The organism is Streptomyces thermodiastaticus (assembly GCF_014656135.1).
Lineage (GTDB): Bacteria > Actinomycetota > Actinomycetes > Streptomycetales > Streptomycetaceae > Streptomyces > Streptomyces thermodiastaticus.
The window spans coordinates 13,471-38,080 of the sequence record NZ_BNBV01000014.1 but is presented as its reverse complement, the minus strand read 5'-3'; the positions used below and the strand labels follow the sequence as shown (position 1 = coordinate 38,080).

Annotated in this window: 19 protein-coding genes; 2 read left to right on the top strand and 17 right to left on the bottom strand. The window is 72.4% G+C overall.

All coding sequences use genetic code 11. The features are described from left to right. Window positions 1-59 precede the first annotated feature (59 nt). From IE286_RS14735 to IE286_RS14715, 5 genes are all read right to left on the bottom strand, one after another. The gene (locus tag IE286_RS14735) at window positions 60-1,901 is read right to left on the bottom strand and encodes an alpha-galactosidase D (RefSeq protein WP_189797165.1); all 1,842 of its coding nucleotides are present in this window, start codon (window positions 1,899-1,901) and stop codon (window positions 60-62) included. Between the two features lie 49 nt (window positions 1,902-1,950). Then, entirely contained in the window at window positions 1,951-2,871 is a 921-nt protein-coding gene (locus IE286_RS14730; RefSeq protein WP_372462553.1) for a carbohydrate ABC transporter permease, read from the bottom strand. Then, the gene (locus tag IE286_RS14725; RefSeq protein ID WP_229862730.1) at window positions 2,868-3,779 is read right to left on the bottom strand and encodes a carbohydrate ABC transporter permease; all 912 of its coding nucleotides are present in this window, start codon (window positions 3,777-3,779) and stop codon (window positions 2,868-2,870) included. Before IE286_RS14725 ends, IE286_RS14730 begins: the two co-directional genes overlap by 4 nt. A 23-nt stretch (window positions 3,780-3,802) precedes the next feature. Next, entirely contained in the window at window positions 3,803-5,119 is a 1,317-nt protein-coding gene (locus IE286_RS14720) for an ABC transporter substrate-binding protein (RefSeq protein WP_189797164.1), read from the bottom strand. Between the two features lie 93 nt (window positions 5,120-5,212). Continuing rightward, the gene (locus IE286_RS14715; protein ID WP_189797163.1) at window positions 5,213-6,388 is read right to left on the bottom strand and encodes an ROK family transcriptional regulator; all 1,176 of its coding nucleotides are present in this window, start codon (window positions 6,386-6,388) and stop codon (window positions 5,213-5,215) included. A gap of 194 nt (window positions 6,389-6,582) precedes the next feature. On the opposite strand from IE286_RS14715, the gene IE286_RS14710 reads away from it, so the two are divergent. Further along, window positions 6,583-8,706: an alpha-galactosidase gene (locus IE286_RS14710; RefSeq protein ID WP_189797162.1), complete on the top strand. Its 2,124-nt coding sequence runs from the start codon at window positions 6,583-6,585 to the stop codon at window positions 8,704-8,706. A gap of 117 nt (window positions 8,707-8,823) precedes the next feature. Here IE286_RS14710 and IE286_RS14705 read toward each other — a convergent pair whose 3' ends face one another. The 12 genes from IE286_RS14705 to IE286_RS14650 form a co-directional block, all read right to left on the bottom strand. Beyond that, entirely contained in the window at window positions 8,824-9,807 is a 984-nt protein-coding gene (locus IE286_RS14705; RefSeq protein WP_189797161.1) for a sugar kinase, read from the bottom strand. Next, complete coding sequence (locus IE286_RS14700; RefSeq protein WP_189797160.1) at window positions 9,804-10,697, bottom strand: SMP-30/gluconolactonase/LRE family protein; 894 nt, start codon at window positions 10,695-10,697, stop codon at window positions 9,804-9,806. The genes IE286_RS14705 and IE286_RS14700 overlap by 4 nt, the downstream gene beginning before the upstream one ends. Further along, on the bottom strand, window positions 10,694-11,326 hold the full coding sequence (locus IE286_RS14695; RefSeq protein WP_189797159.1) for a bifunctional 4-hydroxy-2-oxoglutarate aldolase/2-dehydro-3-deoxy-phosphogluconate aldolase: 633 nt from the start codon (window positions 11,324-11,326) through the stop codon (window positions 10,694-10,696). Before IE286_RS14695 ends, IE286_RS14700 begins: the two co-directional genes overlap by 4 nt. Window positions 11,327-11,379: 53 nt before the next feature. Beyond that, the gene (locus IE286_RS14690) at window positions 11,380-12,213 is read right to left on the bottom strand and encodes a hypothetical protein (protein ID WP_189797158.1); all 834 of its coding nucleotides are present in this window, start codon (window positions 12,211-12,213) and stop codon (window positions 11,380-11,382) included. Window positions 12,214-12,217: 4 nt separating this feature from the next. Next, the gene (gene dgoD, locus IE286_RS14685; RefSeq protein WP_189797157.1) at window positions 12,218-13,363 is read right to left on the bottom strand and encodes a galactonate dehydratase; all 1,146 of its coding nucleotides are present in this window, start codon (window positions 13,361-13,363) and stop codon (window positions 12,218-12,220) included. Continuing rightward, window positions 13,360-14,097 carry a FadR/GntR family transcriptional regulator gene (locus IE286_RS14680; RefSeq protein ID WP_189797156.1) on the bottom strand — a complete coding sequence of 246 codons (738 nt, stop codon included), beginning with the start codon at window positions 14,095-14,097 and terminating at the stop codon, window positions 13,360-13,362. The genes dgoD and IE286_RS14680 overlap by 4 nt, the downstream gene beginning before the upstream one ends. A 34-nt stretch (window positions 14,098-14,131) precedes the next feature. Beyond that, complete coding sequence (locus tag IE286_RS14675; protein ID WP_189797155.1) at window positions 14,132-14,905, bottom strand: SDR family NAD(P)-dependent oxidoreductase; 774 nt, start codon at window positions 14,903-14,905, stop codon at window positions 14,132-14,134. 61 nt (window positions 14,906-14,966) lie between these two features. Then, complete coding sequence (locus IE286_RS14670; RefSeq protein WP_189797154.1) at window positions 14,967-17,075, bottom strand: alpha-galactosidase; 2,109 nt, start codon at window positions 17,073-17,075, stop codon at window positions 14,967-14,969. Further along, window positions 17,072-17,926 carry a carbohydrate ABC transporter permease gene (locus IE286_RS14665; RefSeq protein ID WP_189797153.1) on the bottom strand — a complete coding sequence of 285 codons (855 nt, stop codon included), beginning with the start codon at window positions 17,924-17,926 and terminating at the stop codon, window positions 17,072-17,074. Before IE286_RS14665 ends, IE286_RS14670 begins: the two co-directional genes overlap by 4 nt. Further along, window positions 17,926-18,858 carry a carbohydrate ABC transporter permease gene (locus IE286_RS14660; RefSeq protein ID WP_189797152.1) on the bottom strand — a complete coding sequence of 311 codons (933 nt, stop codon included), beginning with the start codon at window positions 18,856-18,858 and terminating at the stop codon, window positions 17,926-17,928. The genes IE286_RS14665 and IE286_RS14660 overlap by 1 nt, the downstream gene beginning before the upstream one ends. Window position 18,859: 1 nt before the next feature. Further along, window positions 18,860-20,149 carry an ABC transporter substrate-binding protein gene (locus IE286_RS14655; protein WP_189797151.1) on the bottom strand — a complete coding sequence of 430 codons (1,290 nt, stop codon included), beginning with the start codon at window positions 20,147-20,149 and terminating at the stop codon, window positions 18,860-18,862. Between the two features lie 117 nt (window positions 20,150-20,266). Next, the gene (locus IE286_RS14650; protein ID WP_189797150.1) at window positions 20,267-22,417 is read right to left on the bottom strand and encodes a DUF8189 domain-containing protein; all 2,151 of its coding nucleotides are present in this window, start codon (window positions 22,415-22,417) and stop codon (window positions 20,267-20,269) included. A gap of 433 nt (window positions 22,418-22,850) precedes the next feature. On the opposite strand from IE286_RS14650, the gene IE286_RS14645 reads away from it, so the two are divergent. Beyond that, window positions 22,851-24,485, top strand: coding sequence for an ABC-F family ATP-binding cassette domain-containing protein (locus IE286_RS14645; RefSeq protein WP_189797149.1), 1,635 nt, complete (start codon window positions 22,851-22,853; stop codon window positions 24,483-24,485). Window positions 24,486-24,610 lie beyond the last annotated feature (125 nt).

Below are 24,610 nucleotides of genomic sequence, written 5' to 3'. Positions count from 1 at the left end.
TCCTGAGGGCAGGGGCGCGGCCCGGCCGGACGTCGGCCGGCCGGCCGGGCCGCTGCGGTTCAGGACGACTGCGGTACGTCGATGCGGTCGATGTCCGGGGCGTAGTCGGAGCCGCTGTCGATGGTGAGGGTGTTGGAGCCGGCCTTCAGGGTGACGGGGACGCTGACGGTGCCGGTGGTTCCCCAGTCACCGGTGGAGGCGAAGGTGTGACGCACGGCGCCGCCGCCGTTGGCGGAGATCAGTGCCGAGCGGGCGTCGCCGCTGACATACGTCACCTTCACCTGGTAGGTGCCGGGCTTGTCGACGACCACATTGGTGATGGTGAGTTTGCCGCCGAGGTAGAGGTTGCCCGCCTTCTTGCCACCGGAGCAGGCGGCGCAGTCGGCGACGGAGGCGTTGCCGGACAGGGTGTTGGCCGGCGCCTCGGCCTCGTAGCCGGTGTAGTGCACGGTGTGGCTGCTCCGGCGCGGGGTGACGGTGAACAGACGGGAGCCGTGCGCGGGCAGGGCCTCGGTGATCCGGTTCCTGTGATCGCCGAGGTTCTCGTGGTTCCACAGGTCGCGCACGGCGGCCTGGCCGGTGAAACCGAGAGCGGACCAGTCGGCGGTCACGGCGGCGGGCGCGTCGGCGAGGTTGAACAGGGCGACGGTGTAGCTGCCGTCGGGGTTCTTCGCCGCCCACACCTGCTGCGGGTCGGACGCGGTCACGGGCTGCGCGGGCGGGCCGTCGCCCTGGTCGACGGCGATGACCTCACGGTTGGTGAGCAGGGACACGCCGTAGGAGTCGAGCCGGGTCAGGTCGTCGCCGGTGTACAGCGGGGACTTGGCGATGGCCCACAAGGTGGCGTAGCTCTGCCGCTCGGCCTTGGTCAGGCCGTCCATCGTCCCGTTGCCGACGTCCAGGGAGTCCAGATCGTTCCAGCCGCCGGGGCCCGCGTGACGGGTCCAGGCCGGGGCGTCGGCGAACCGGTCGTCGACGGAGTTCTCCCAGCTGACCAGGGTGTTGCAGTAGCACTCGACATCGGTGTCGACGCGCCAGCCGTTGGAGTACTTCTTCCAGTCGGCGGCGTGCTGGATGTCCAGGGACCAGGACAGCTCCAGGTGGATGGGCCGGCCGGTGGCGGCGATCGCCTGGTGCCAGGCGGCCACGTCGGGGACGTTGTCGTAGTTGTCGCCGCTCTTGAAGGAGCCCGGGCCGACCCCGTCGAGCTTGAGGAAGTCGTACCCCCAGTCGGCCAGCAGCTGCGCCTGGGAGTCGATGTACTTCTGCGTGCAGGGACGGGAGAAGTCCAGCTTGTAGGCGCTGTCCCAGCCGTTGGTGGTGCGCAGGTCGCTGTAGACGATGTCGGCGGTGGTGCAGCCGGGGGCGTTCCAGATCGGCGACGTGCCGTCGTGGTACGCCTCCTTCTCCAGGCCGACGGGCAGGTAGATGCCGGCCTTGAGACCTTTGGCGTGGATGTGGTCGGCGACCGCCTTCATGCCGTGCGGGAAGCGGACCGGGTCCGGCTTCTGCCGGGCGTAGGTGTCGAACTCGGGGGTCCAGGTGTTGTCGCGCCACCAGCCGGCGTCGATGTTGACGTACTCGTAGCCGTACTTCTTCAGCTTCGCGGCCAGGGCGTCGGCCTGCTCGAGGACGTTTGCCTCGGTGAGGTAGCTGTAGTCGCCATCCGGGTTGAGCCCGGGATACTTCGAGGACTGCATGCTCCAGCTGGACCAGCCCATGTAGGGCTTGGCGGCCAGGGCCGGGGCGGACGCCGTATGGCGGGCGGCGGGGGCCGTGGGTGTGTCCGCGGCGTGTGCGGGCGTGCTGTGGGCGGTCGTGGCCAGGCCCGCGGCGAGGGCCAGGACGACCATGGCTCTCAGGCCGCGTGCGGGCAGGGCGGAGCGAGGGGAAGACCGCATGGGGCGTGCCTCCTGACGGTGGGGTGTGCGGGGGACTGCGGGCGGCGGTTCAGCCCTTGCCCGAGCCGAGGGTGAGCCCGCTGATGAACTGGCGCTGGAGCGCGAAGTACACCAGCAGCGTGGGGATCGCGGTCATCAGGGCGCCGGCCGCGATCAGGTTGGGGTTGGTGAAGTACTGGCCCTGGAGGTTGGCCAGCGCGGAGGTGATGGGGCGTTTGTCGCCGGTCTCGACGAGGGTGAGGGGCCAGAAGAAGTCGTTGTAGATCCAGATGGACTCCAGCGTGGCCAGCGCGGCGAAGGCCGGCCGGCACAGCGGCAGGATGATCTGGAAGAACTGCCGCCACACCGGGGCGCCGTCCACGGCGGCTGCCTCGGAGATCTCCTTGGGGATCGTCTTCATGTAGTTGCTGAGGACGAAGGTGCAGAAGCCGCACTGGTAGGCGACGTTGATGGCGATGATGCCCCAGGCGGAGTTGTACAGCAGCAGCGAGTCGCTCATCCACTGCGGCAGCGGGATCAGCAGGTAGAGCCGGTACAGCGGGGTGATCAGCACCTGGGGAGGCAGCAGGTTGCCCGCGGTGAACAGGATCAGCAGCGCGAGGTTCCAGCGGAAGTCGAAGCGGGTGACGAAGAACGCGACGGCGGCGGAGAACAGCAGGGTGCCGAGCACCGCCGGGACGGTGATGAGCACGGAGTTGAGGAAGAAGTGCGGCATGCCGGACTGGGTCCAGGCGTCCGTGAAGTTCTCCAGGCCGAAACTGTGCGGCAGCGAGAAGTAGCCGTGCCGGCTGGTGTCCTCGTAGGAGCGCAGCGAGGTGTACACGGCCCACAGCAGCGGCACCAGCCACAGCACACTGACCGTACCGAGCAGCAGGTGGGCGCGGGTGTTCCGGGCCGGCCGGGGACGGCCGGGGACGGGGGAGCCGTCGTCCCGGGTGCGCACCGCGGGCCGGTGTGCCGTCGTGGTCACGAGTCCTCCTTGCGGAAAGTCTGCACGAGGAAGGTGCCGATCGCGGCCAGCGAGACCAGCAGCAGGACCACGGCGAGCGCCGAGCCGTACCCGATGTGGCCGGACTCACCGATGATGTTGTCCGTGATGAGCAGGGACAGCAGCTCCATGCCGGGCTTGCTGCCGGTGCCGCCGCCCAGGACGTAGACGATGTCGAAGGCGCGCAGCGACTCCATGACGGTCACCACGACGATGATGATGTTGACCGGTTTCAGCGCGGGCAGCACGATGCGGAAGAAGGTCTGCCTGCCGCCTGCCCCGTCCAGGGCCGCGGCCTCCTTCAGCGCCGGGTCGAAGCTCCTCAGACCGGCCAGGTAGAGAATCATGATGTAGCCGGTGTGCCGCCAGCCCGAGGCGACGAGCACCGCCCACAGGTTCAGGTGCGGATTGCCGAGCCAGTCGATGTGGTGGGCGGAACCCGCCGCCGACAGCAGGCTGTTGAGCAGTCCGGTGTCCGGGTTGTAGATGATCTCCCAGATGAATCCGACGACCGCCAGGGACAGCACCATCGGCAGGAAGATCGCCGTCTGGTAGACACGTGTGAACCGGATCTTCCGGTCGAGCTGGTAGGCGAGGAAGACCCCGAAGGGTGTCGGCAGCAGCGCCGTGAACAGCAGCCACAGCACGTTGTGCCACACGGCCGGCCAGAACGGCGGGTAGTTGGTGAAGATCTGCCGGTAGTTGTCGATGCCGGTGACATGGATGCCGGACAGGCCGATGCCGTCCCAGGTGGTGAAGGACAGCACGATCGAGGCGAGCGCGGGCAGCCAGACGAAGACCAGCAGGGCGAGCAGGGGCAGGCCGATGACGGCCGCCAGGAACAGGCGGTCGCCGCGGCCGAGACGCGAGGGGGAGGAGGCGGCGGACACGGTCGGCCCTTTCACGGTCCTGGTCAGGCCGTGAAGAAGCGCGAGCGCTGGGACTCGATCTTCTTCAAGGTGGCGGAGCCGTCGTCGGGATGGCTGAGCCACTCGGTCAGGCCGGGCAGCAGCACGGTCGAGACGAAACCCGGGTCGCTGTCCCGGTCGGCGAACTGGCTGATGTGCCGCGCGGATTCGATGAGCTGCGCGGACTTCTTCTGCAGCGCGTTGTACGAGCCGGTGCCGGCCTGCTCGTTGGCGGCCAGGTTGCTCGGGTCGGCACGCATGTACGTCTCCTCGGCCCGGGCACTGCCGAGGAACTCCAGGAACTTCTTCGCGCCCTCCTCGTTCTTCGGCCGGCGGCTGAGCATGAAACCGTCGGTGGGCGCCTCCACGGTGTCCTGGCCGTGCGACGGCTCCACCTCGGGGAAGGGGAAGAAGTCGATGTCGGCGCGGACGGCGTCGTCGGTGATCTGCTGGCCGAGGAACAGGCCGATGACCGCCATCCCGGACTTCTTGTCCAACAGCGTCTGCGCGGCGTCCTGCCAGGACCGTCCGCCGCCGCTCGGCTGGTAGTACGGCGTCAGCTCACGCCACAGATCCAGGACGCGGGCGGCGCGCCGGTCGGTGAAGGACACCTGGCCGCGCATCAGCGACGTGTGGAAGTCGTAGCCGTTGGCCCGCAGGTTCAGGTAGTCGAAGGCGCCGAGGACCGACCAGGTGTCGCCGCCGCCGTATCCGGAGGCGATCGGGAACAGGCCGTCCTTCTTCATCCGCTTGGCCAGCGCGACGAACTGGTCCCAGGTGCGCGGCACCTCGTAGCCGCGCTCCCGGAACAGGCTCTTGCGGTAGAAGACGGCCCACGGGTACGTGTACAGCGGCACGAAGTAGTACGTGCCGTCCGCGCCGCGGGACAGCTGCTTGGTGGCCTCGCTGAAGCCGTCGCCTATCTTCTCCCACACGTCGTCGACCGGGGAGCACAGTCCCTTCTTGGCGAAGTACTGCATGCGGTACCCGGCGAACCATGTGAACACGTCGTCCGGGGTGCCCTGCAGATAGCTGGTGATGGTCTTCTGGAACGTGTCGTGGTCGACGGTGTTCGTCTTCACCTTCAGACCGGACTGCGCGGTGAACGCCTCGGTGACGGCCGCGTAGGCGGCCTTGGGAGTGGCGTCGGCGCCGTTGGAGCCGAAGGTGACCGTCTTGGGATCCGACGCCGCTGTCGCGCCGCCGCAGGCGGTCAGGACGGGGGCCGCCAGCGCGGCGGCGCCGAGCCCGAACAGTCTGCCGACGACCTGGCGCCGACCCGGGCCGGGCGCAGCCAGGGGAGTGCGGCTCTGCTGCGTCATGGTTGCTCCTCGTGCGTGTGGATCGGGTTTCAGGGGTGGTGGGGGAGAACTGGGTGATGCCGCCGGGGCTGCGGCTGGAGGCGGACCGGCCGGCTACCGCGGGTGCGAGCCGGTGAACGACTGGATGGCGGTGGCCGCCGCCCCGCGGGCCCACTCCTCGAACGGCAGCGGGCGGGTCTGGACGTCGCACTGGGCGGCGGAGCCGAAGGCGGCCTCGGCGAAGGCCTCGCGGATCTGCTCGGCGAACAGGTCGTAGGCGGCCAGCCCCTCGCCGGAGATGATCACACGTTCGGGTCCGAGCAGGTTGGCCACGGTGGCGATGCCCCGCCCGATGGCCTCGCCGGCCCGCGCGTACGCCTCCCGGGCCGCGGCCACACCCTGATGGGCCAGGGCCGCGGCATGGGCGGCGTCGGTGACCTCCAGCCCGGTGGCCTCCCGGACCCGCTGCACGATGGCCGCGTCCCCGGCGATCGCCTCGACACAGCCGCGGTTGCCGCAGTGACACGGGGGACCGGCCGGGTCGACGGTGACATGCCCGATCTCACCGGCCACACCGTGCGCGCCGGCCACCACCCGGCCGTGCACGACCAGACCGCAGCCGATGCCCGCGCCCACCGTCACCACGGCGAAGTCGGACAGGCCCACACCCGCGCCGAACCACTGCTCGGCGACGGTGAGGGCGCGCACGTCGTTGTCCACGGTCACCGGCAACCCGGTGGTCGTCGCGGCGAGTTCGCCGAGCGGCACCTCGCGCCAGTCCAGGAACGGCGAGTACCGCACGACGCCCTCGGACCGGTCCACGTCACCGGAGACGGCGATGCCGAGACCCGCGACCCGCACCCCGAAACCGTCCGCCTCGGTGAGCAGTTCCTGCACCAGGTCGCCGGCCGCGGCCAGTACGGCCTCGGGATGGGGAGCGGGCAGCGGCAGATGCCGGGCGAGCAGGATCCGGCAGCACAGGTCGGTCAGCACGCCGATGATCTCCTCGCCGGTCACCTTCAGCCCGATGAACAGCGCACGGCCGCCGTCGACACGGACCAGGCTCGCCGGCCTGCCCGGCGCCGGACGCGCGTCCTCGTCCGTGTCCTCCACCAGATAACCCGCCTCGATCAGCGGACGGACCGCCTTGGTGACGGCCGCCGCGGACAGCCCGGCCCGCCGGCCCACCTCCAGCCGCGTCAGGGGACCTTGGGACAGGAGCGTGGTGAAGATCTGCGCGGCGGCCGGTGTGCTGACCGGAAAGGTCTCGGCGGAGGAAGGCGAGGACATGGCCGGGAACCTAAGGCGGTTATTTTCCGCTGTCAATGAAAGAAGCACGACCTTTTTGAAGATTCGCTGTGGACGCATGTCACTGTGCAAATCAAAGTCCGGGCACGGGTGTTGACATGTGATCGAAGGTCAGGTTTGGCTTGGCGGCGCGTGCCCGTGTGCCGCCCTCCCCCGACCCGCGAACGTGAGGCCCGATGCCGATGATCTCCCGTGCCCCCGACACCGGGGTCTGGCTGCTGAGCACCCCCCGCACGTCGTACGCCCTGCGCGTCGACGACACGGGCGCACCCTGCCACCTCGCGTGGGGCCCACGGCTGACCCTGCGGGAAGCGGAGGAGCTGGCGGCCCCTCAGCCGCCCGTCGCCAGCAGCTTCGAGGGCCGGCCCGAGGTGGGCGAGGAACTCCCGGTAGACGGCGGCACCCGCTACGGGCCGCCTTCACTGCAGGTCCGGTATCCCGACGGCTCCCGCGCCTTCGAATGGCAGCACACCGGACACCGGCTCCTTCAGCCCGCGCCCGGCGTGGCCGTCCTGGTCCTGTTGTTCCGCGACCGCCTCCACCCCCTGCACGTCGCCCTGCACTACACCGTCCGTGACGACACCGACGTCATCGAACGCCACACGGTGCTGCGCAACGCCGGGGACCGGCCGCTGTCCCTGCTACGGGCCGACTCGGCCGCCTGGTCGCTGCCGCCCCTGCCCGGCTACCGGCTCAGCCATGTCACCGGCCAGTGGTCCGCCGAGAACCAGCTGCGCCGCGACCCGCTGCCGCACGGCGAGACCGTGCTCACCAGCCGGCGCGGCATCACCAGCCACCATGCCTCCCCGTGGGTGATGCTGGACGACGGAGAGGCGGACGAGGAGCACGGCCGGGTGTGGAGCGCGGCCCTGGCCTGGAGCGGCAGCTGGCGCATCACCGTGCAGCGCACCCCCGGCGGCCGGGCCGGATTCACCGGAGGCACCGGCCACGAGGGCACCGTCGTGCCGCTCGCACCCGGCGAGGAGCACACCACCCCCGTGTTCGCCGGGCTGTTCACGGACCAGGGGTTCGGCGCGGCCAGCCGCGCCTGGCACCGCTACGTCCGCGACCACGTCCTGCCGCACGCGGACGAGACGGCACCCGTGCTCTACAACTCCTGGGAAGCCACCGGCTTCGACGTCGACGAGACCGGCCAGAAGGCCCTCGCCGAGCGGGCCGCCGCGCTCGGCGTCGAACTGTACGTCGTCGACGACGGCTGGTTCGGCGCCCGGCGCGACGACCGGGCCGGCCTCGGCGACTGGACCCCGTCCCCCGACCGCTTCCCGGACGGACTCGAACCCCTCGCGGACACCGTGCACCGGCTCGGCATGCGCTTCGGCCTGTGGGTGGAACCCGAGATGGTCAACCCCGACAGCGACCTCTACCGCGCCCACCCGGACTGGGTGCTGCACATTCCCGGCCGCACCCGCAGCGAACTGCGCAACCAGCTCGTGCTGAACTTCGCCCGCGACGACGTGGCCGACTGGGCGTACGGCTGGCTGACCCGCACGGTCGCCGACAACGGGATCGACTTCCTCAAGTGGGACATGAACCGCTCCCTCAGCGAAGCCGGCTGGCCCGGCACGGCCGACGGCCACGACCGGCTGTGGACGCGGTACGTGACCAACCTGTACGGCGTCCTGGACCGGCTGCGCGATGACCATCCCGGCCTGCGGGTGGAGACGTGCGGCGGCGGCGGCGGACGCATCGACCTCGGCATCCTGCGCCGCACCGACCAGGCGTGGGTGTCGGACAACACCGACGCCGTCGACCGGCTGGTCATCCAGCACGGCTTCGGCCAGGTGTTCCCGGCACGGGTGATGTCGGCCTGGGTGACGGACGTGCCCAACCAGCTCACCGCGCGCACCGTGCCGCTGCGGTTCCGTTTCCACACCGCGATGTCCGGGCTGCTCGGCATCGGCGGCGACCTGACCCGCTGGCCGGAGGAGGAACTCGCCGAAGCCGCCGAGCTGGTGGCCGCGTACAAGCAGGTGCGCCACCTCGTCCAGCACGGTGACCTGTACCGCCTGTCCGGACCGCACGGCGAGCAGCCGACCGTGGTGCAGTACACCGCCCCGGACGGCTCCGAGACCCTGGTGCTGGCCTGGCGGCGCGGCCCCCGCCACGGGGTGCCGCAGCCTCCGGTGCGGCTGCGCGGCCTCACACCCGGCGCCCGCTACCGCGACACCCGGACCGGCCAGGTGCACCACGCCACCGTGCTCGCCGGGTACGGATACCTGCCCGACCTGGAACCCGGGGACTGGGCGAGCACCGCGGTGCACCTGGTCCGGGCCGACTGACGGGCCCGCCGTCGCCCCGCACCCGGTGCGCGTCCCGGTGCGGGGCGAGTGTGCGCCGGTAGGTGTGCGCCCCGAGGTGTGGGCCCGTCCGAGGGGTCGGGCGGAAGCGCCCGGGCGTCACTCCCGGACGGATGCCGTGGCCCACTCCTCGTCCGGAAGGTTCACCAGGTGTTCCAGCTCAGCCGGTTCGGGCAGGGGACCGTGGTCCCCGGTCACCCGCAGCGCGGACACCGCCGTGCAGTGGCCCAGCCGCAGCGCCCGCCGCAGGCCGAGGCCCCGCAGCAGACCGGCGAGAAACCCGGCGGCGAACGCGTCACCGGCCCCCACCGGTTCCACCACCGTCGTGCGCAGGGCGGGCACCGTGCAGATGCCGTCCTCGGTGACGGCGCTCGCAGCCCGCGCCCCGTCCTTGACCACGAGAATGCGCGGACGGGGCAGCAGACGGCGTATCCCGGCCGTCGTCAGGTCCTCGCCCCACAGCGCCTGCGCCTCGTCGAGGCCGACGAAGACGATGTCGGCCCGGCCGGCCAGCTCCCGCAGCACCGTCGCCGCTTCGCCCTCCGGCCACAGCGCGGCACGATGGTTGACGTCGAAGCTGACCGCGTGGCGGCGCCCGCCCGCCGGCACGTCCAGGGCACGGGCGACCAGCTCCCGGCAGGACGGGGACAGCGCCGGGGTGACCCCGGTCAGATGCAGCAGCCCGGCCGAACGCACCGGCTCCTGCTCCAGCAGCCGAGGACCGAGGGCGCTCGCCGCCGAACCACGCCGGTAGTAGTGCACCCGGGTGCCGTCCGGGCCGGGGTCCTTCACCAGCACACCCGTGGGGCGGCCGGGGTCGCAGCGGACGGCGGAGACGTCCACCCCGGCGGCCGCGACGGCGGCACGCACCCGGCGGCCCAGCGGGTCGTCGCCCAGCGCCGACACCCAGGCCACGTCGATGCCGTGGCCGGCCAGATACATGGCGACGTTGGACTCCGCGCCGGCCACCGACAACCGCAGCCCCTCGGCGTCCTCCAGCCGGCCCGGCGGGTCGGGGGCCAGCGCCGCCATCGTCTCGCCGACGCACACCACACGGCCCGCCGGTGTCCAGCCGCCCCTCATGCCCGCTCCCTTCCGGCCGGAGACGGCACCGGGCCGCCGGGCCGGTACGACGCGGCCGGTGTGCCGGGCACCTCCACCGGGACGCGGAACACCGCGCCGTCGTACGGGCCCGGCGAGGCCAGGCCCACCCGGGCGGTGGTGACGTACAGGACGTCGTCCCGCAGGCACACCCCGGCCGGCTGGCGCGCGGGCAGCCGCAGCGCACGGTCGAGCGTGCCGTCGGCACGGTAGCGGCGCACCGTTCCGGTGCCCCACACGGCGATCCACACGGCGCCTTCCGCGTCGACCGCCATGCCGTCCGGGCTGCCCTCGGGCACGGTGAGGAAGATCTCCGGCGCGCCCAGCCGGCCCGTGGCCGGATCGACCGGGTAGCGCCGCACCACGCCCCGCGCGCTGTCCGCGAGGTACATCAGACGTCCGTCGGCGGTGAACGCGGGCCCGTTGGGCACGGTGATCCCGTCCAGCACCCGCGTCACCGTCCCGTCGTGGCCGACCCGGTACAGCGAACCGGCGCCCTCGTCGGCGTCGTGGCCCATGCTGCCCGCCCAGAAACGCCCGGCCGGGTCGGCGGTCGCGTCGTTCATGCGCATCGCGACCGGGGCGTCCGCCTCGGGCCGGGCCGGCCAGTGGACGGTGCCGTCCGGATGGAGCAGGCAGACGCCGGTGCCCGCGGCGGCGATCCAGCTGCCCGGACGGCCGGCGACCGGGGCCACCGCGCCCAGCGGCACGGGCAGTTCGGCCAGCGTCCGCAACGGGGCGGCGGGATCGTCCGGCGCCGACAGCAGACGCCCGGCGAGGATGTCGACCAGGACCAGCCCGCCCCCGGTCCAGCGGATGCCCTCGCCGAGCTCCAGCCGGTCGGGGTGTACGGGACGCGGCCCGGCGGTCACCGTCCGGCCTCCTCGGCCACGGCGCGGAAGGCGCGGGCACGGGCACGCAGCGCGGTGAGGCTGCCGCCGTCGGCCGCGTCTCCCACCAGGGGCGAGCCGACCCCCACGGCGGCCGCCCCCGCGGCCAGCCACTCCCGGGCGGCGGCCTCGTCGACACCGCCCACCGGCACGAACACCTCGTGCGGGAACGGCCCGCGCAGCGCCCCCAGACAGGCGGGGCCACCGGCCTGCGCCGCCGGGAAGATCTTCAGCGCGGCGGCGCCGAGGGTGCGGGCGGTGACGATCTCGGTGGGTGTCAGCACCCCGGCGAGGACGGGCATGCCCAGGTCTCGTGCGGCCGTGACCCCCTCACCGAGACCGGGAGTGACCGCGAAATCGGCGCCCGCCCGGTGCGCGGCGCGGGCGTCCTCGGCGGTCAGCACCGTGCCCGCGCCCAGCGCCCGGCCCGGGCCCAGCTCGGCGCGCGCCCGCTCGATGACGGTCAGGGCGTTCGTGCCCGTCAGGGACACCTCGATGAGGTCGATGCCCTCCTCGGCCAGGGTCAGCACGGTGCGCAGCGCGGCATCGGCGTCGGTGCCGCGCACGATGGCGAGGAGGCGGTGGGAGGCCAGGGCGGCCTGCAGATCCACGACGTGGTCGTCCTTTCTTCAACGGTTGCCGGACAGGGGTGGGGCGCCCGCGGTCACTGCCGTGCCCCGGCGGCGTCAGGGCAGCGGCAGCCGTCGGTCAGCGTCAGCCTCCAGCGCAGCTCGCCCGAGGCCGGTACGCGCGCGGCGTCTCCCGCACCCGCGTCGGCGAGGTCGAACACCCGGCCGAGCATCGGTTCGACCCCGATGCTGCGGTAGGGCGCGTCGGCGGGGAAGCCCCCGAGGTTGCGCCACAGGGCGACGGACGCGGGCTGCCCGTCCGCCTCCAGCTCCAGGCCCAGCCGGTCCGGCCCGTCGTGAACGCAGCAGCGGGCGGCGTCCACCACGGCCCCGGCCGCCGTCCCGTCGTCGGGACCCAGCCGGTCCAGCGGAAGGCCCAGCGGTGCGGGCCAGGCACCCTCGACCCAGGGCGCGCCGTCGGGCCACGGCCGGTCCAGCAGCGGGGCTGCCTCCGGGAACAGCCGGGTACGGGCGCCGTGCGGCAGGTGCAGCGTGGCCTGCGGGGTCAGGTCCAGCAGGGCGTGGGCGGCCCAGACGAAGCGGTAGCCCGGCTCGGCGTTCAGGGTGTAGTCGGCGACGGCGCCGCTCGCGGTGGTGCGCAGGATCCGGGTGAGCACGAAGCGGTCGCCGTGGACCCGTTCGGCACCGCCGTCGCGTGTCCAGCGGCGGGACCACACCTCGCCGTGGTCCGGTGTGCCCCGCACGGTCGGCAGGCACTCCTCCAGACCGCCCGCGTCCACGAACGCGTCGCCCGGCGCGACCTGCGCGCGCTCGGGCGCCGCGCGATGCCACAGCCACTCCCTGGCACCGGTGTGGAGCGAGATCCAGCGGCCGCCGTGACCGGGGTCGGTGACGATGTGCAGCGGCATCGGCTCACCACTCCGCGAAGGAACCGTCGGGGTGCCGCCACACCGGGTTGCGCCAGGTGTGCCCGCGGCGGTCGGCGGCGCGCACCGCCTTCTCGTCGACGGTGATTCCGAGACCGGGCGCGTCGCCGCGCACCGCGTGACCGTCCACGAAACGGAACGGCGTGGGGTCGACGACGTAGGAGAGCAGATCGGCGTCCTTGTTGTAGTGGATGCCGCGGCTCTGCTCCTGGATCAGGAAGTTCGGGGTGGCGAACGCGACCTGGAGGCTGGCCGCGAGCGAGATCGGGCCGAGCGGGCAGTGCGGGGCCAGCAGGGCGCCGTAGGTCTCGGCGAGCGAGGCGATGCGGTGCACCTCGGAGATGCCGCCCGCGTGCGACAGATCGGGCTGGACCACGGCCACACCGGCGGTGAGCACCGGAAGGAACTCGGCGCGCCCGTACAGCCGTTCACCGGTGGCCAGCGGCACCGGGCCGGCCGCGACCAGCCCGGGCAGCAGGTGACCGTGCTCGGGAAGCACCGGCTCCTCCACGAACAGCGGGTGCAGCGGGGCGAGCTCGGCCAGGACTCTGCGTGCGGTGGCCGCGCCGAGACGGCCGTGGAAGTCCACGGCGACGTCGCGTCCGGGGCCCAGCACCTCGCGGACCGCGGCCACCCGCTCGACCACCGCGGCGGTCTCGGCGGCGGTGGCGATCGGCGACGTGGCACCGGCGGCGTTCATCTTCACCGCCGTGAACCCCGCCTCGACCTGCTCGGTGACCTGCTCGCGCAGCCGGCCCGGCTCGTCGCCGCCGACCCAGGAGTACACCCGCACCCGGTCCCGCACCGGCCCGCCGAGCAGGGCGTGCACCGGTGCGCCGTAGACCTGGCCGGCGATGTCCCACAGGGCCTGGTCGAGGCCGGCGACGGCGCTGGACAGGACCGGGCCGCCGCGGTAGAAGCCGCCCTTGGTGAGCACCTGCCAGTGGTCCTGGATGCGCAACGGGTCCTGCCCGAGGAGGTGTTCGGCCAGGACGTCCACCGCGCCGCGGACCACTTCGGCGCGGCCCTCGACGACGGGCTCGCCCCAGCCGACGACGCCGTCGTCGGTCTCCACGCGGCAGAACAGCCAGCGCGGCGGGACCAGGAAGGTTTCGACACGGGCGATCTTCACTTGGGGCCGGGGCCTTTCGTCTCGTCCTGGGTGCCGAGCCGTTCCAGGTCGCGTCCCGCCTGCTCCAGCAGGGCGCGCATGGCGGACTCGGCGGCGTCGGGGTCGCCCGCGCGCACGGCGTCCAGGACCCGGCGGTGGGCCGGGACCGGGTCCTCGCTGTGCGGGGCGCTGTGCACGATGCGGTCCCGGTGGGCGAGGCCCGACTCGATGACCATCTCCATGCGCTGAAGCAGTTCGTTGTGGGTGGCGGCGAGCAGGCCGCGGTGGAAGGCGAGGTCGGCCTCGACGGCGTGCGCCGCGTCCGCACCGTCGAGAGCCATCGCCTGGAGCGCCTCCTCCAGCGCGGCGAGATCCTCGTCGGTGCGCCGCTCGGCGGCCAGCCGGGCGGCCGCGGGCTCGACGATGGCGCGCACCTCGGCGAGATTGCGCAGCAGCGCCCGGTCGGCGCCGGTGGTGCTGCCGCCCTCGAACTGCCAACGCAGCACATCGGCGTCGAGCAGGTTCCAGTCGGAGCGGGCCCGCACGAAGGTGCCGCGGCGCTGACGGGCGTCGACCATGCCCTTGGCGGCGAGCACCTTCAACGACTCGCGCAGGGCGGTGAGGCTCACGTCCAGTTCGCTCTGCAACGCCACCAGGTCGAGCGTCGCCCCCTCGGGGATCTGCCCGCCCAGGATGCGGCGGGCCAGCGCTTCCACGGTCTGGCCGTGCACACCGCGGCGGCCGTAGGGCGTCATGTCGTCGGAGCCTTTCTGCTTCGGAGCGAACGGGTCATGCGGAAGCCTTCACGACGCTCCAGCCGCCGTCCACGAGGAGGTGCGAGCCGGTGATGTAGGAGGCCTCGGCCGAGGCGAGGAACGCGATGGCCGCGGCCACCTCCTTCGGGGTGCCGAAGCGGCCGGCCGCCGTCTCGGCGACACTGCGCTCCCGGTCGGCCTGTGCCACCCGGTCCCAGGCCGCCGTCAGGATCGGGCCGGGCAGCACGGCGTTGACCCGCACCTCGGGCCCGTACTCGACGGCGAGCTGCCCGCACAACGACAGCAGCGCCCCCTTGGAGGCGGCATACGCCGGGTGCCCGGGAATCCCGCGGTGGGCGTGGACGGAGGAGGTCAGCACCACCGCCCCGGCGGACGACCGCAGGTCGGGCAGCACCGCGCGGAAACCGAGGAACGCACCGGTGAGGTTGACGTCGAGCTGCCGCTGCCAGGAGATGTGCGACATCGCGTGCGCGGGTGTGACGTCGACGGTGTAGGCGTTGCTGACCAGGACACCCACCGGGCCGAAGCCGTGCGCGGCGGCCACGACCCGGATCCAGTCCTCCTCGGCGGCCACGTCGGCCCGCACGAAACGGGCCCGGCCGCCGTCCTCGCCGATCCGCTCGGCGACGGCCCGTCCGCGGTCCTCGGCGACGTCGACGAGCACGACCGCGGCTCCTTCCTGTGCCAGGCGCCGTGCCGTCGCGGCGCCGATGCCGGAGGCCGCTCCGGTCACCACGGCCGTACGGCCCTCGAATCGGGCACCGTGGCGTCGTTCGGGCTGATCCATCGTGGAATTCTGCTCCTTCACGAGACGGGACCGGACGGCGGGCCGGCCGGGGACGTGTGCCTCACCGGTCCTCCAGCCGGGTCAGGCTCACCAGGTCGGCGTCGCATCCGGCGCTCCACTGCGACGGCAGTCCGTAGTGCAGCAGATGGGCACCGCGGTACACCGTCTTGCCGGCCGGGTCGTGGTAGCGGGCCGCCGGGTCCAGGCCGCGCAGCCGCAGCCGGGAGGGACGGCCGGGCACCAGCGGCGCCCCGTCCAGGCGACCGGTGCTGAAGGCGGCGACCACGACGCGGCCGCCGTCCGGCGCGGTGAACTGCACCCCGCAGGTGGGGTCGTCAGGAGTGCCGAGCAGGTGGATCTCGCCGTGGTGGATCACCTCGCGCACCTGCTTGTAGCGCGCGATCCAGCGGGCGGCCTCGGCGCGCTGCTCCGCTCCCCAGGCCCGCAGGTCCGCGCCGATGCCGAGCACCCCGCAGCAGGCCGCCACGAAACGGAACGCGAGGCTGCGCGGACGCGGGTCGAACACGCCGGGCGCGTCGGTGACCCAGGAACTCATCACATGCGGCGCGTGCGCGTGCAGGAACCCGAACTGGATCCGCAGCCGGTCCAGCGGCGCGGTGTTGTCGCTGGGCCAGACGACGTCGGTGCGGGCGAGCGTCGCGTGGTCCACGCGCCCGCCGCCGCCCGCGCAGCCCTCCACCGCGACGCCGGGGTGGGCCGCGCGCAGATGGTCCAGGACCCGCAGATACCCGGCGACATGCTGGGCGTCCAGGTCCAGCCGGTCGGCCGGGCCGGCGCCGGGACGGCCCCGTTCGGTCGGCGGCCGGTTCATGTCCCACTTCAGATAGCTGATGTCGTACTCGGACAGCAGCCGGTCCAAGGTGGTGATCACGAAGTCCTGGACGTCGGCACGGCCCAGGTCGAGCAGCAGCTGGTTGCGGACGAGCCGGGCGGGCCGGTCGTCGATCCGGTAGACCCAGTCGGGGTGTTCGGCGTACAGACGGCTGCCGGGGCTGACGGCCTCCGGTTCCACCCACAGACCGAGGTCCAGGCCGAGGGCGCGCACCTCGGCGACGAACCGGCCGAAACCCTGCGGGAAGGCGTCCGGGTCGGGACACCAGTCGCCCAGCCCGCCGGTGTCGTCGCCGCGGCCGGTGAACCAGCCGTCGTCCACGACGAACAGTTCGGCGCCGATGTCCGCAGCGGCCCGCGCCAGTTCGAGCTGGCCGGCGGCGTCCACGTCGAACCCGGTGGCCTCCCAGGAGTTGTACAGCACCCGCCGGGTGCGCTCCAGGCGCGGCCCGGCCAGGTGCCGCTCCCAGCGGTGCCAGACGCGGGCCAGTCCGTCGAGCCCGTCGGGACTGAACGCCAGGGCCAGACGCGGCGTGGTGAGGGTCTCCCCGGGGGCCAGCCACACCACGCCCTCGTGCGGGACACGGCCGGCCCGGACGCGCACCGCGCCGCCGGGTTCGGCCTCGGCGGTGATGTGCCAGTTGCCGGGCCACTCAAGCGCAAGGCCGTAGGCGGGCGACGGCCCGTCGGGCGGCGCCGTCCGGTCCTGGACGGCCAGCCAGGGCGCGTAGGCATGCCCGGGCACGCCCTGCACACTGCCGAGGGTGAACGTGCCCCGGGCCAGTTCCAGCTGGGTGCGCTGGAACTCCTGCGACCACTGTCCCGCGAGATACGTCAGCCGCACACCGTCGGGTGCCGGGACGGTCACGGCGCCCGAGTCGAACCGCTCCAGGCGCAGCGGCTCGCCGCCCGTGCAGGTGTGTTCGGCCCAGCGCAGCACGACGTCCGTGCCGGGGACCGTGGCGTAGCACAGCACGGTCCGCAGCCCGAGCACCCGGTCGGCGAAGGCGAGGCGCAGGCCGTCCGGTTGCTCCTCGGCGCCCTCGAACTCCCACCACACGCCGCGTTCCGCGCCCTCCCGGGCGGCGATCAGCTCCGAGCCGGTGAACGGCCGCAGCCCGGACGGCAGATACTCGGCGGGCGCGGCGTCGGCGGGGGTGAGAAAGTGGGTGCGCCGCGACCAGTCGAGAGCCGAGGGGCCGTCCTCGGCGCCGTGCGGTCCCCAGGCGTCGAGCTCGGCCCACGGACCGTCGGGGGAGAGGCGTACGGCGTAGACGGTGTGCGCGGTGCGCAGAATCCAGCGTGCGGGCAACGTCACTTGACCGCTCCCAGGTTCAGGCCCGCCACGAAGTGCCGTTGGAACCGCAGGAACACGGCCACGGTGGGCGCGGCGGCGACGACGGAGCCGGCGGCGATCACGTTCCACATGGACACGTACTGTCCCTGCAGGCCGATCAGCGCGGCGGTGATGGGCATCTTGGTGTCGCTGCGCAGCACGGTGATGGCCCACAGCAGGTCGTTGAAGATCCAGGTGAAGGACAGCGCGCTGAGCGCGGCGAGCGCCGGACGGGTGAGCGGCAGAACGATCCGCCAGAAGATCTGCCACGGCCCGGCGCCGTCGACCACGGCCGCCTGCTGGATCTCCGCCGGGATCGCCCGCATGAAGCCGTGCAGCACGAACACGTAGAAGCCGACACCGAAACCGATCTGCACCCCGATCAGGGCGGGCAGCGTGTCGTACGCGCCCATCAGCTCGCTCAGCTTGGACACCGGGATGAGCAGGATCTGCGGCGGCAGCAGGTTGCCGCCGAGCATGAGCAGCAGCAGCGAGCGGCGCAGGGGCAGCTCGTAGCGGCTGAGCCCGAAGGCGGCCATGGCGGCCAGCGCCAGGGTGACCAGCACACAGGGAACGGTGACGAGCAGGCTGTTGATCAGGGCGCGCTGCTGGCCGCCGTCCACCCAGGCCTGGCGGAAGGCGTCCAGGGTGAAGGAGCGGGGCCGGCTGCCCAGGCCGTGCGCGGCGATGTCGTCGAAGGAGCGCACGCTGGTCACCAGCACCAGGGCGATCGGCAGCAGCCACAGCACGGCCAGCGCCGTGGCGCTCAGATGGAACCCGGCGGTCGCTGCCCTGCGGCGGCGTGGTGCGGTGGTGTGCGGAACGTTCGCCATCACTCGGCCTCCCGGAAGGCGCGGACGAGGTAGGACGCGATGACCCCGAAGGCGAGAACGAAGATCACCACGGCGAGGGCGGAGCCGTAGCCCAGCCGCAGGGACTGGAAGGCGGTGGAGTACATGTAGGTGCTCAGCAGCTCGGACGAGTGGTAGGGGCCGCCGCGGGTCAGCGACCACACGACGTCGAAGGAGCGCAGCGAGTCGATGACGATGACGGACAGGACGACCGCGTTGACGCTGCGCAGCTGGGGCAGGGTGACGTGCCGGAAACGCTGCCGGCGGCTTGTGCCGTCGACCTTGGCCGCCTCGTACAGGGCGGGATCGATGCCCTTCAGCCCGGCCAGGTACAGCACCATCACATACCCGATCTGCCGCCACAGGGCCGGCACGATCACCGCGTACAGGGCCGTGTCCTGGTCGGCGAGCCAGGCGTGCCGCAGGTCGCCGAGGCCGACCGAGGCCAGCAGGTGGTTGAGGACCCCGTCGGGCTGGTAGATCGCCTGCCAGACCAGGGCGGTCGCCACGAGCGAGAACACCACCGGCAGGAACAGCGCGGCCCGGTAGAAGCCGACGCCGCGCCGCTCCTGCTGCAGCAGCAGCGCGGCGGCCAGGCCCAGCACCGCCGACAGGCCCCCGAACAGCACCAGCCACAGCACGGTGTGACCGGCCGCGCCGAGGAAGACGTGGTCGTGGGCCATCTCCCGGAAGTTGCCGAGGCCCACGAACGCCGGCGCGGACACACCGTCCCAGCGGGTCAGCGACAGGTAGAAACCCTGCAGCGCGGGCCAGAACACCCACACGGACTCGACGAGCAGCGGGAGAAGGACGAAGGCGAGCACCAGCGGCGGGGTGCGGCGGGGACCCCGGGCCCGCCGGGAGCCGTGCGCCAGGGCCGGGGACTTGCGTGCGGAGGCGGTCACGACGGCCACGTCAGGCCTTCCAGATCTTCTCGGCGTCGCGCTGCCAGTCGGCGAGGACGGAGCCGACGGAGCCGGGCCGGGCGAGGAACTTCGTCAGCGCGGTGTCCGCGGTGGGCTGCAGGGCGTCGCTGGAGTCGCGGTTGAAGAACTGGGTGAGTTCCGCGGCCTGTTCGATGTGGCGGCGGCCCTTCTTCACCAGGGGAGTGCCGGCGTCCTCGGCGTCGGGGTGACAGGGCAGGACCGTGCCCGAGGACCCCTTGATGTAGGTCTCCTGGGCCTCGGCGGTCGCCAGGTAGCGCATCACGTCGAACACCTGCTCGCGGCGTCCGGTGCGGGCGCTGGCGAAGAAACCGTCGGTGGGTGCCTCCTCGGCGAGCGGCACCTTCGGGTCGATGACCGGGAAGCGGAAGAAGTCGATGTCGTCCAGGGCGTCCTTGGGCGCCGCGTCGGCGAAGAAAGTGCCGATGAGCATCATGCCGGTGCGGCCGTTGAGCAGCGAGGTCGTCGCGTCCTGGAAGGCGACGGCGGTGCCGTCGGGGTCGAAGTACGGCAGCACCTCCCGCCAGCGGTCGAAGACCTTGTGCACCTCGGGGTCGTCGAACCGGTGCCTCCCGGCGAGCAGGTCCCGGTGATAGCGGGCGCCGTTGATCCGGATGTTCAGGTAGTCGAACCAGGCGGAGGCCACCCACGCGGTGTTGCCGCCCGCGCCCAGCCCGACGGGGGTGACACCCCGGGACTTCAGCCGGTCGCACAGGCCGAGGAAGTCGTCCCAGGTCTTCGGCTCGCGCACACCCCACTGGGCGAAGTGGGACTTCCGGTAGAACATGCCCCACCAGTAGGTGGTGGTCGGCACGAACACCTTCGTGCCCGAGCCCGCCGTGCACAGGGTGTTCAGCGCCTTGGAGTAGCGCTTGAGGTCGGGGGAGGACTGCCACACCTCGTCGAGGCCGAGCAGCAGGTTCTTCCGCGCGTAGGAGTCCGCGACCGACCCGGGGTACCAGGTGTAGACGTCCGGCGGGTTGGCCGAGGTCAGGTAGGTGGGCAGCTGGGTGCGGAACGTCTCCGCGGCCACGGTGTTGAGACTGACCCGCCCCTTGCCCTGCTTGCCGTAGGCGGCGACCAGGTCCTCCATGGCGGCCTTGGCCAGCGGCGAGGACAGGTTGGACTGCAGGGTCACCGCTCCCTCGGAGGAGCCGGTGCCGGAGGAGCCGGCGGTCACGCAGCCGCTGAGCAGCGCCGCGGTCCCCGCGGCACCGAGCCCGGCGAGGAACCGGCGTCTGCTGGGCTGTTGGATCGTCATGGGGAACTCCCTGTCGGGTCCGCGCGGGCGGGGAACGGCCCGGAAGGGGCGGGATCCCCGCCCGCGGCGGATCCAGATTCGCGTGGCACGCAGGCCACGTCAAGATTAATTACTAATTTATTTGAACTGGGTGCGGTGGACGTGCCCGTCGACGCCGCGGTACACCGCGTCGACCGTGCCGTCCGGCCCCGCGGCCGCACCCAGCGCACCGGAGAAGGCAGCACTGGGGAACTCCTGCCGCTTCGTCCAGCCCTGCCAGGCACCGCCCTCGTACCGCTGCTGCCAGAGGGTGTAGTCGCCGGCCCGCGCGTACAGCACCACCGCGTCGCCCACGGTCACCAGCGTCGGACTGCCGCTGACGGTCCCGCCGAGCGAGGTCCACGCCGACCACTGTCCCGACGTGTCGCGGGTGCGGGTCCACACCTCGTCCGCCGGAGTCCGCACGGCCACATGCACCTGCCCGTCGGCGTCGACGACGGCGGACGGACGCCCGTACACCGGTGTGCCGCCCGGCGCTCCCAGGGACGACCAGCCCGTGTCCGGGCCGCGCTGGACGACGTCACCGCCGGCGCCACGTGCGAAAAGTGTCCAGTGCCCCGGATCGGTGAACGCCACGGACGGCGCGTCCGTCAGTCGCCCGTCCAGGCTCTGCCAGGCACCCCAGCGGCCGTCCGCGAACACCCGCCGGTAGGCCCGCGCGTCCGCGCCGCGCACGAACACGTCGATACGGCCGCCGGCGGAGGCGTACGCGGCCGGCTGCCCCAGGATCCCGCCCTTCGCGGGACCGCCCAGGTCACGGGTGCGCGGCCGGCCGGTGCCGTCGGCGGCCGTCCGCTCGACGAGCGAACCGCCCGGGCCCCGCAGGAAGGTGTGCAGCGTGCCGCCGTCGCGCACCACCGCCGGGCTCGCCGTGGTCCGCACCTCCAGGTCGGCCCCCGGCAGGGCGTCCGTGCCGGTCAGCTTCAGCATCGCCGTGCCGTGCGCCGGGACCTCGACGGTGTACGAGTCCGTGTACGTGCCCCGGTCGGCGCGGGCCCGCAGGTCACGGACCTCGACCGGCCCGCCGAGCCCGGTGTCGGCGAAGCGGACGGTGCGCAGGGCCGGCCGATCGGAGCGGTTCAGCAGCACGACCGCGCGCTTGCCGTGCCCGGACAGGACCTTGCTGTACACATCCCCGACAGCGTCGGTGGCCACTCGCACACCCTGCACGGCGAGCGGATCCTGGTCGACGGCGATGATCTCCGGATTGCGCAAGGTGTCGATCATCGACTGCGGCAGGGTGCGCGGATCGGAGCCGATCACCAGCGGTGACGCCATCTCCGCCCACATCACGAACTGCGTCGTGGACTCCTCCTGCGTCAGCTCCAGGGTCCCGTCGGCCATCCGGCGCATCGGGATCAGGTAGTCCGGGTCGTTGTAGTGACCGGGGCCCTGCGCCTCCGGATGCCAGGCGTTGGCGTCCATGTTGCGCAGCACATCGGGCCACTGTCCGGGGCTGGGCGTGCCCCAGGCGATGTCGGTGCCGGTGCGCCAGGAGTCGGCGATCGCCGGTGCGTACACGTAGGTGTTGTGGGCGTCCTGCTCCGGGGTGTGCGGCACACCCCAGTCGTCGGTCAGCGGGTTGCACAAATTGAGCAGCATGCGCCGGCCGGACTTGGCGACCGCGTCGCCGAACTCCTTGAACGCGGTGCCCGGATCGAGCTTCTCCGCGATCCCGCACAGGAAGTCCACCTTGATCGCGTCGATCTTCCAGGCGGCGAACTGCCGTGCGTCCTGCTGATAGTGGCCGCGGCTGCCGAGACCGCAGCTCTTCCCGCCGTCGTAGGTGCCGGCATCGGTGTAGATGCCCGCCTTCAGGCCGCGGCTGTGGAGGTAGGAGACGAGCGCGGGGATGCCCGAGGGGAAGCGGTCCGGGTTCGCCACCAGGTTCCCCTGCGCGTCCCGGGGATCGTCGGCCTGCCAGCCGCCGTCCAGCCACACGATGTCGTAGCCGCTGTCGCGCAGCCCGCTGCTGACCAGCCGGTCGGCGACGGCGCGCACCTCCTGCTCGGTCGGTGCGCCCAGTCCGTAGTAGGTGTTCCAGCCCATGTAGGGCACCGGGGCGAGCCCGCTGTCGTACAGGGCGGGTGCGCCCTGGTCGACGGGTTCGTCCGCGTGGGCGGCCGAGGCCGTCGCCGGGACGAGCAGCGCAGCAGCGGCAACGGCGGCGGCCCGTCGTGCCGCCGTGGTGAGAGGGGATCGTCTTCGCGCGGGTGAGTGTGAAGTCACGTGCCTCTCCGACGAGTTGGGAAGCAAGGAGGGCGTGATGCGGACGCGACGCGGGGGAGCGTCGTCGGCGTCACGGCGAAGACTGTGGACCGCCGCACGAACGCTGTCAATATTAATTACTAATTTAGTAAGCGCTGCCGCCGGAAACAGACGCCGAGGCCCGCACACCCGGGGCGATCGGACACGACGGCCCGGTGGTCTGCTAACCTCGGTGGCGCTGTCATCAGAGCGTCGAGGAGACCAGACATGGTGGTGGACGACGACATCTCCGGGTGATACCCGGACCCGACCGGTCGCCGGCCCGCGCCGAAGGAGCGCCCGCCCCGGTGGCCTGCTTCGTCGTCCCCTTTTCCCTTCTCTTCCACCGGGGTGCAGGTGTCGCCCGCACAGGTGTCGCCCTGCCCCTTGCCTCACAGAGGTCCGAGGTCTTCCCATGTCCGACGCTTCCATCGTCTGCACCCGCCTGTCCTTCTCCTGGCCCGACGACACCCCTGTCTTCCGGGACCTGTCCTTCACCGTGGGCACCGGCCGCACCGGCCTGGTCGCACCCAACGGCTCCGGCAAGAGCACCCTGCTGCGCCTGATCACCGGTGAACTCAAACCCACCACCGGCTCGGTGACCGTGAACGGCACCCTCGGACACCTCCCGCAGCACCTGCCGCTCACCGCCGACCTGACCGTGGCCGAGGTGCTCGGCGTCGACGCGGTGATCCGCGCGCTCGACGCCGTCGAGTCCGGCGACGTCAGCGAGGAGCACTTCACCACCATCGGCGACGACTGGGACATCGAGGAGCGCACCCGCGCCCAGCTCGACCGCCTCGGACTCGGCGGCATCCCGCTCGACCGCCGCCTGGGCACCCTCAGCGGCGGCCAGGTCGTGTCCCTGGGCCTGGCCGCCCAGCTGGTCAAACGGCCGGACGTACTGCTTCTCGACGAGCCCACGAACAACCTCGACCGCCACGCCCGCCGCAAGCTGTACGACGCACTGGACGACTTCCACGGATGTCTGCTCCTCGTCAGCCACGACCGGGCGCTGCTGGACCGCATGGAACGCATCGCCGAACTCACAGAAGGCGAACTGCGCCAGTACGGCGGCAACTTCAGCGCCTACGAGGAAACCGTGCGGGCCGAGCAGGAAGCCGCCGAACGCACGGTCCGCACCGCGGAACTGGAACTTAAACGCGAGAAGCGGGAGATGCAGCTGGCCCGCGAGCGCGCCGAACGGCGCGCCCACGACGCCGCCCGCAACCTCAAGAGCGCCGGACTGCCGAAGATCGTCGCCGGAGCCATGAAACGCTCCGCGCAGGAGTCCGCGGGCCGGGCCGGCCGGATGCACGCCGACCGGGCCGCCGAGGCCAAGGCCCGGCTGGACGCGGCGGCGCGGGCACTGCGCGACGACCAGCGCCTCGTCATCGACCTGCCGGACACCGACGTCCCCGCCGGACGCACCCTCTTCCACGGCGAACGGCTGCGGATCCGCCACGATGACACGGACCTGTTCGCCGGGCCCGGCATCGACTTCTCCGTCCGCGGCCCCGAACGGATCGCGCTGACCGGCCCCAACGGCGCCGGCAAGAGCACCCTGCTGCGCCTGGTCCTCGGCGACCTGACCCCGCACGACGGCCACGTCCGCCGCGCTGACGGACGCATCGCCTACCTCTCGCAGCGACTCGACCTGCTGCGACCGGACCGCACGGTCGCCGAGAACTTCACCGCGTACACCCCGCACCGCACCCAGGCCGAGCGCATGAACCTGCTCGCCCGCTTCCTGTTCCGGGGCGACGGCGCCCATCTGCCGGTCCGGGTGCTCTCCGGCGGCGAACTGCTCCGCGCCACCCTCGCCTGCGTCCTGTGCGCCGAACCGGCCCCGCACCTGCTGCTCCTGGACGAGCCGACCAACAACCTCGACCTGGTCAGCACGGGCCAGCTCGTCAGCGCCCTGAACTCCTACCGGGGCGCCTTCGTGGTGGTCAGCCACGACGAGCGGTTCCTGCGTGACATCGGCGTCGACCGGTGGCTGAGCCTGGACGGCGGCGAGCTGACCGAGACGGCCGGACCACAGGCCTGAGCCACCGCCGGAAAGCCCGGCCCGGGCCGCGTCGCCTGCCCGCGAGGGCGAGGACGGCGCTGCCCGGGCCGAGACGGATCACCTCCGGTGAAACATTTCTCACGGCCCATCCCATCAGGGAAGTG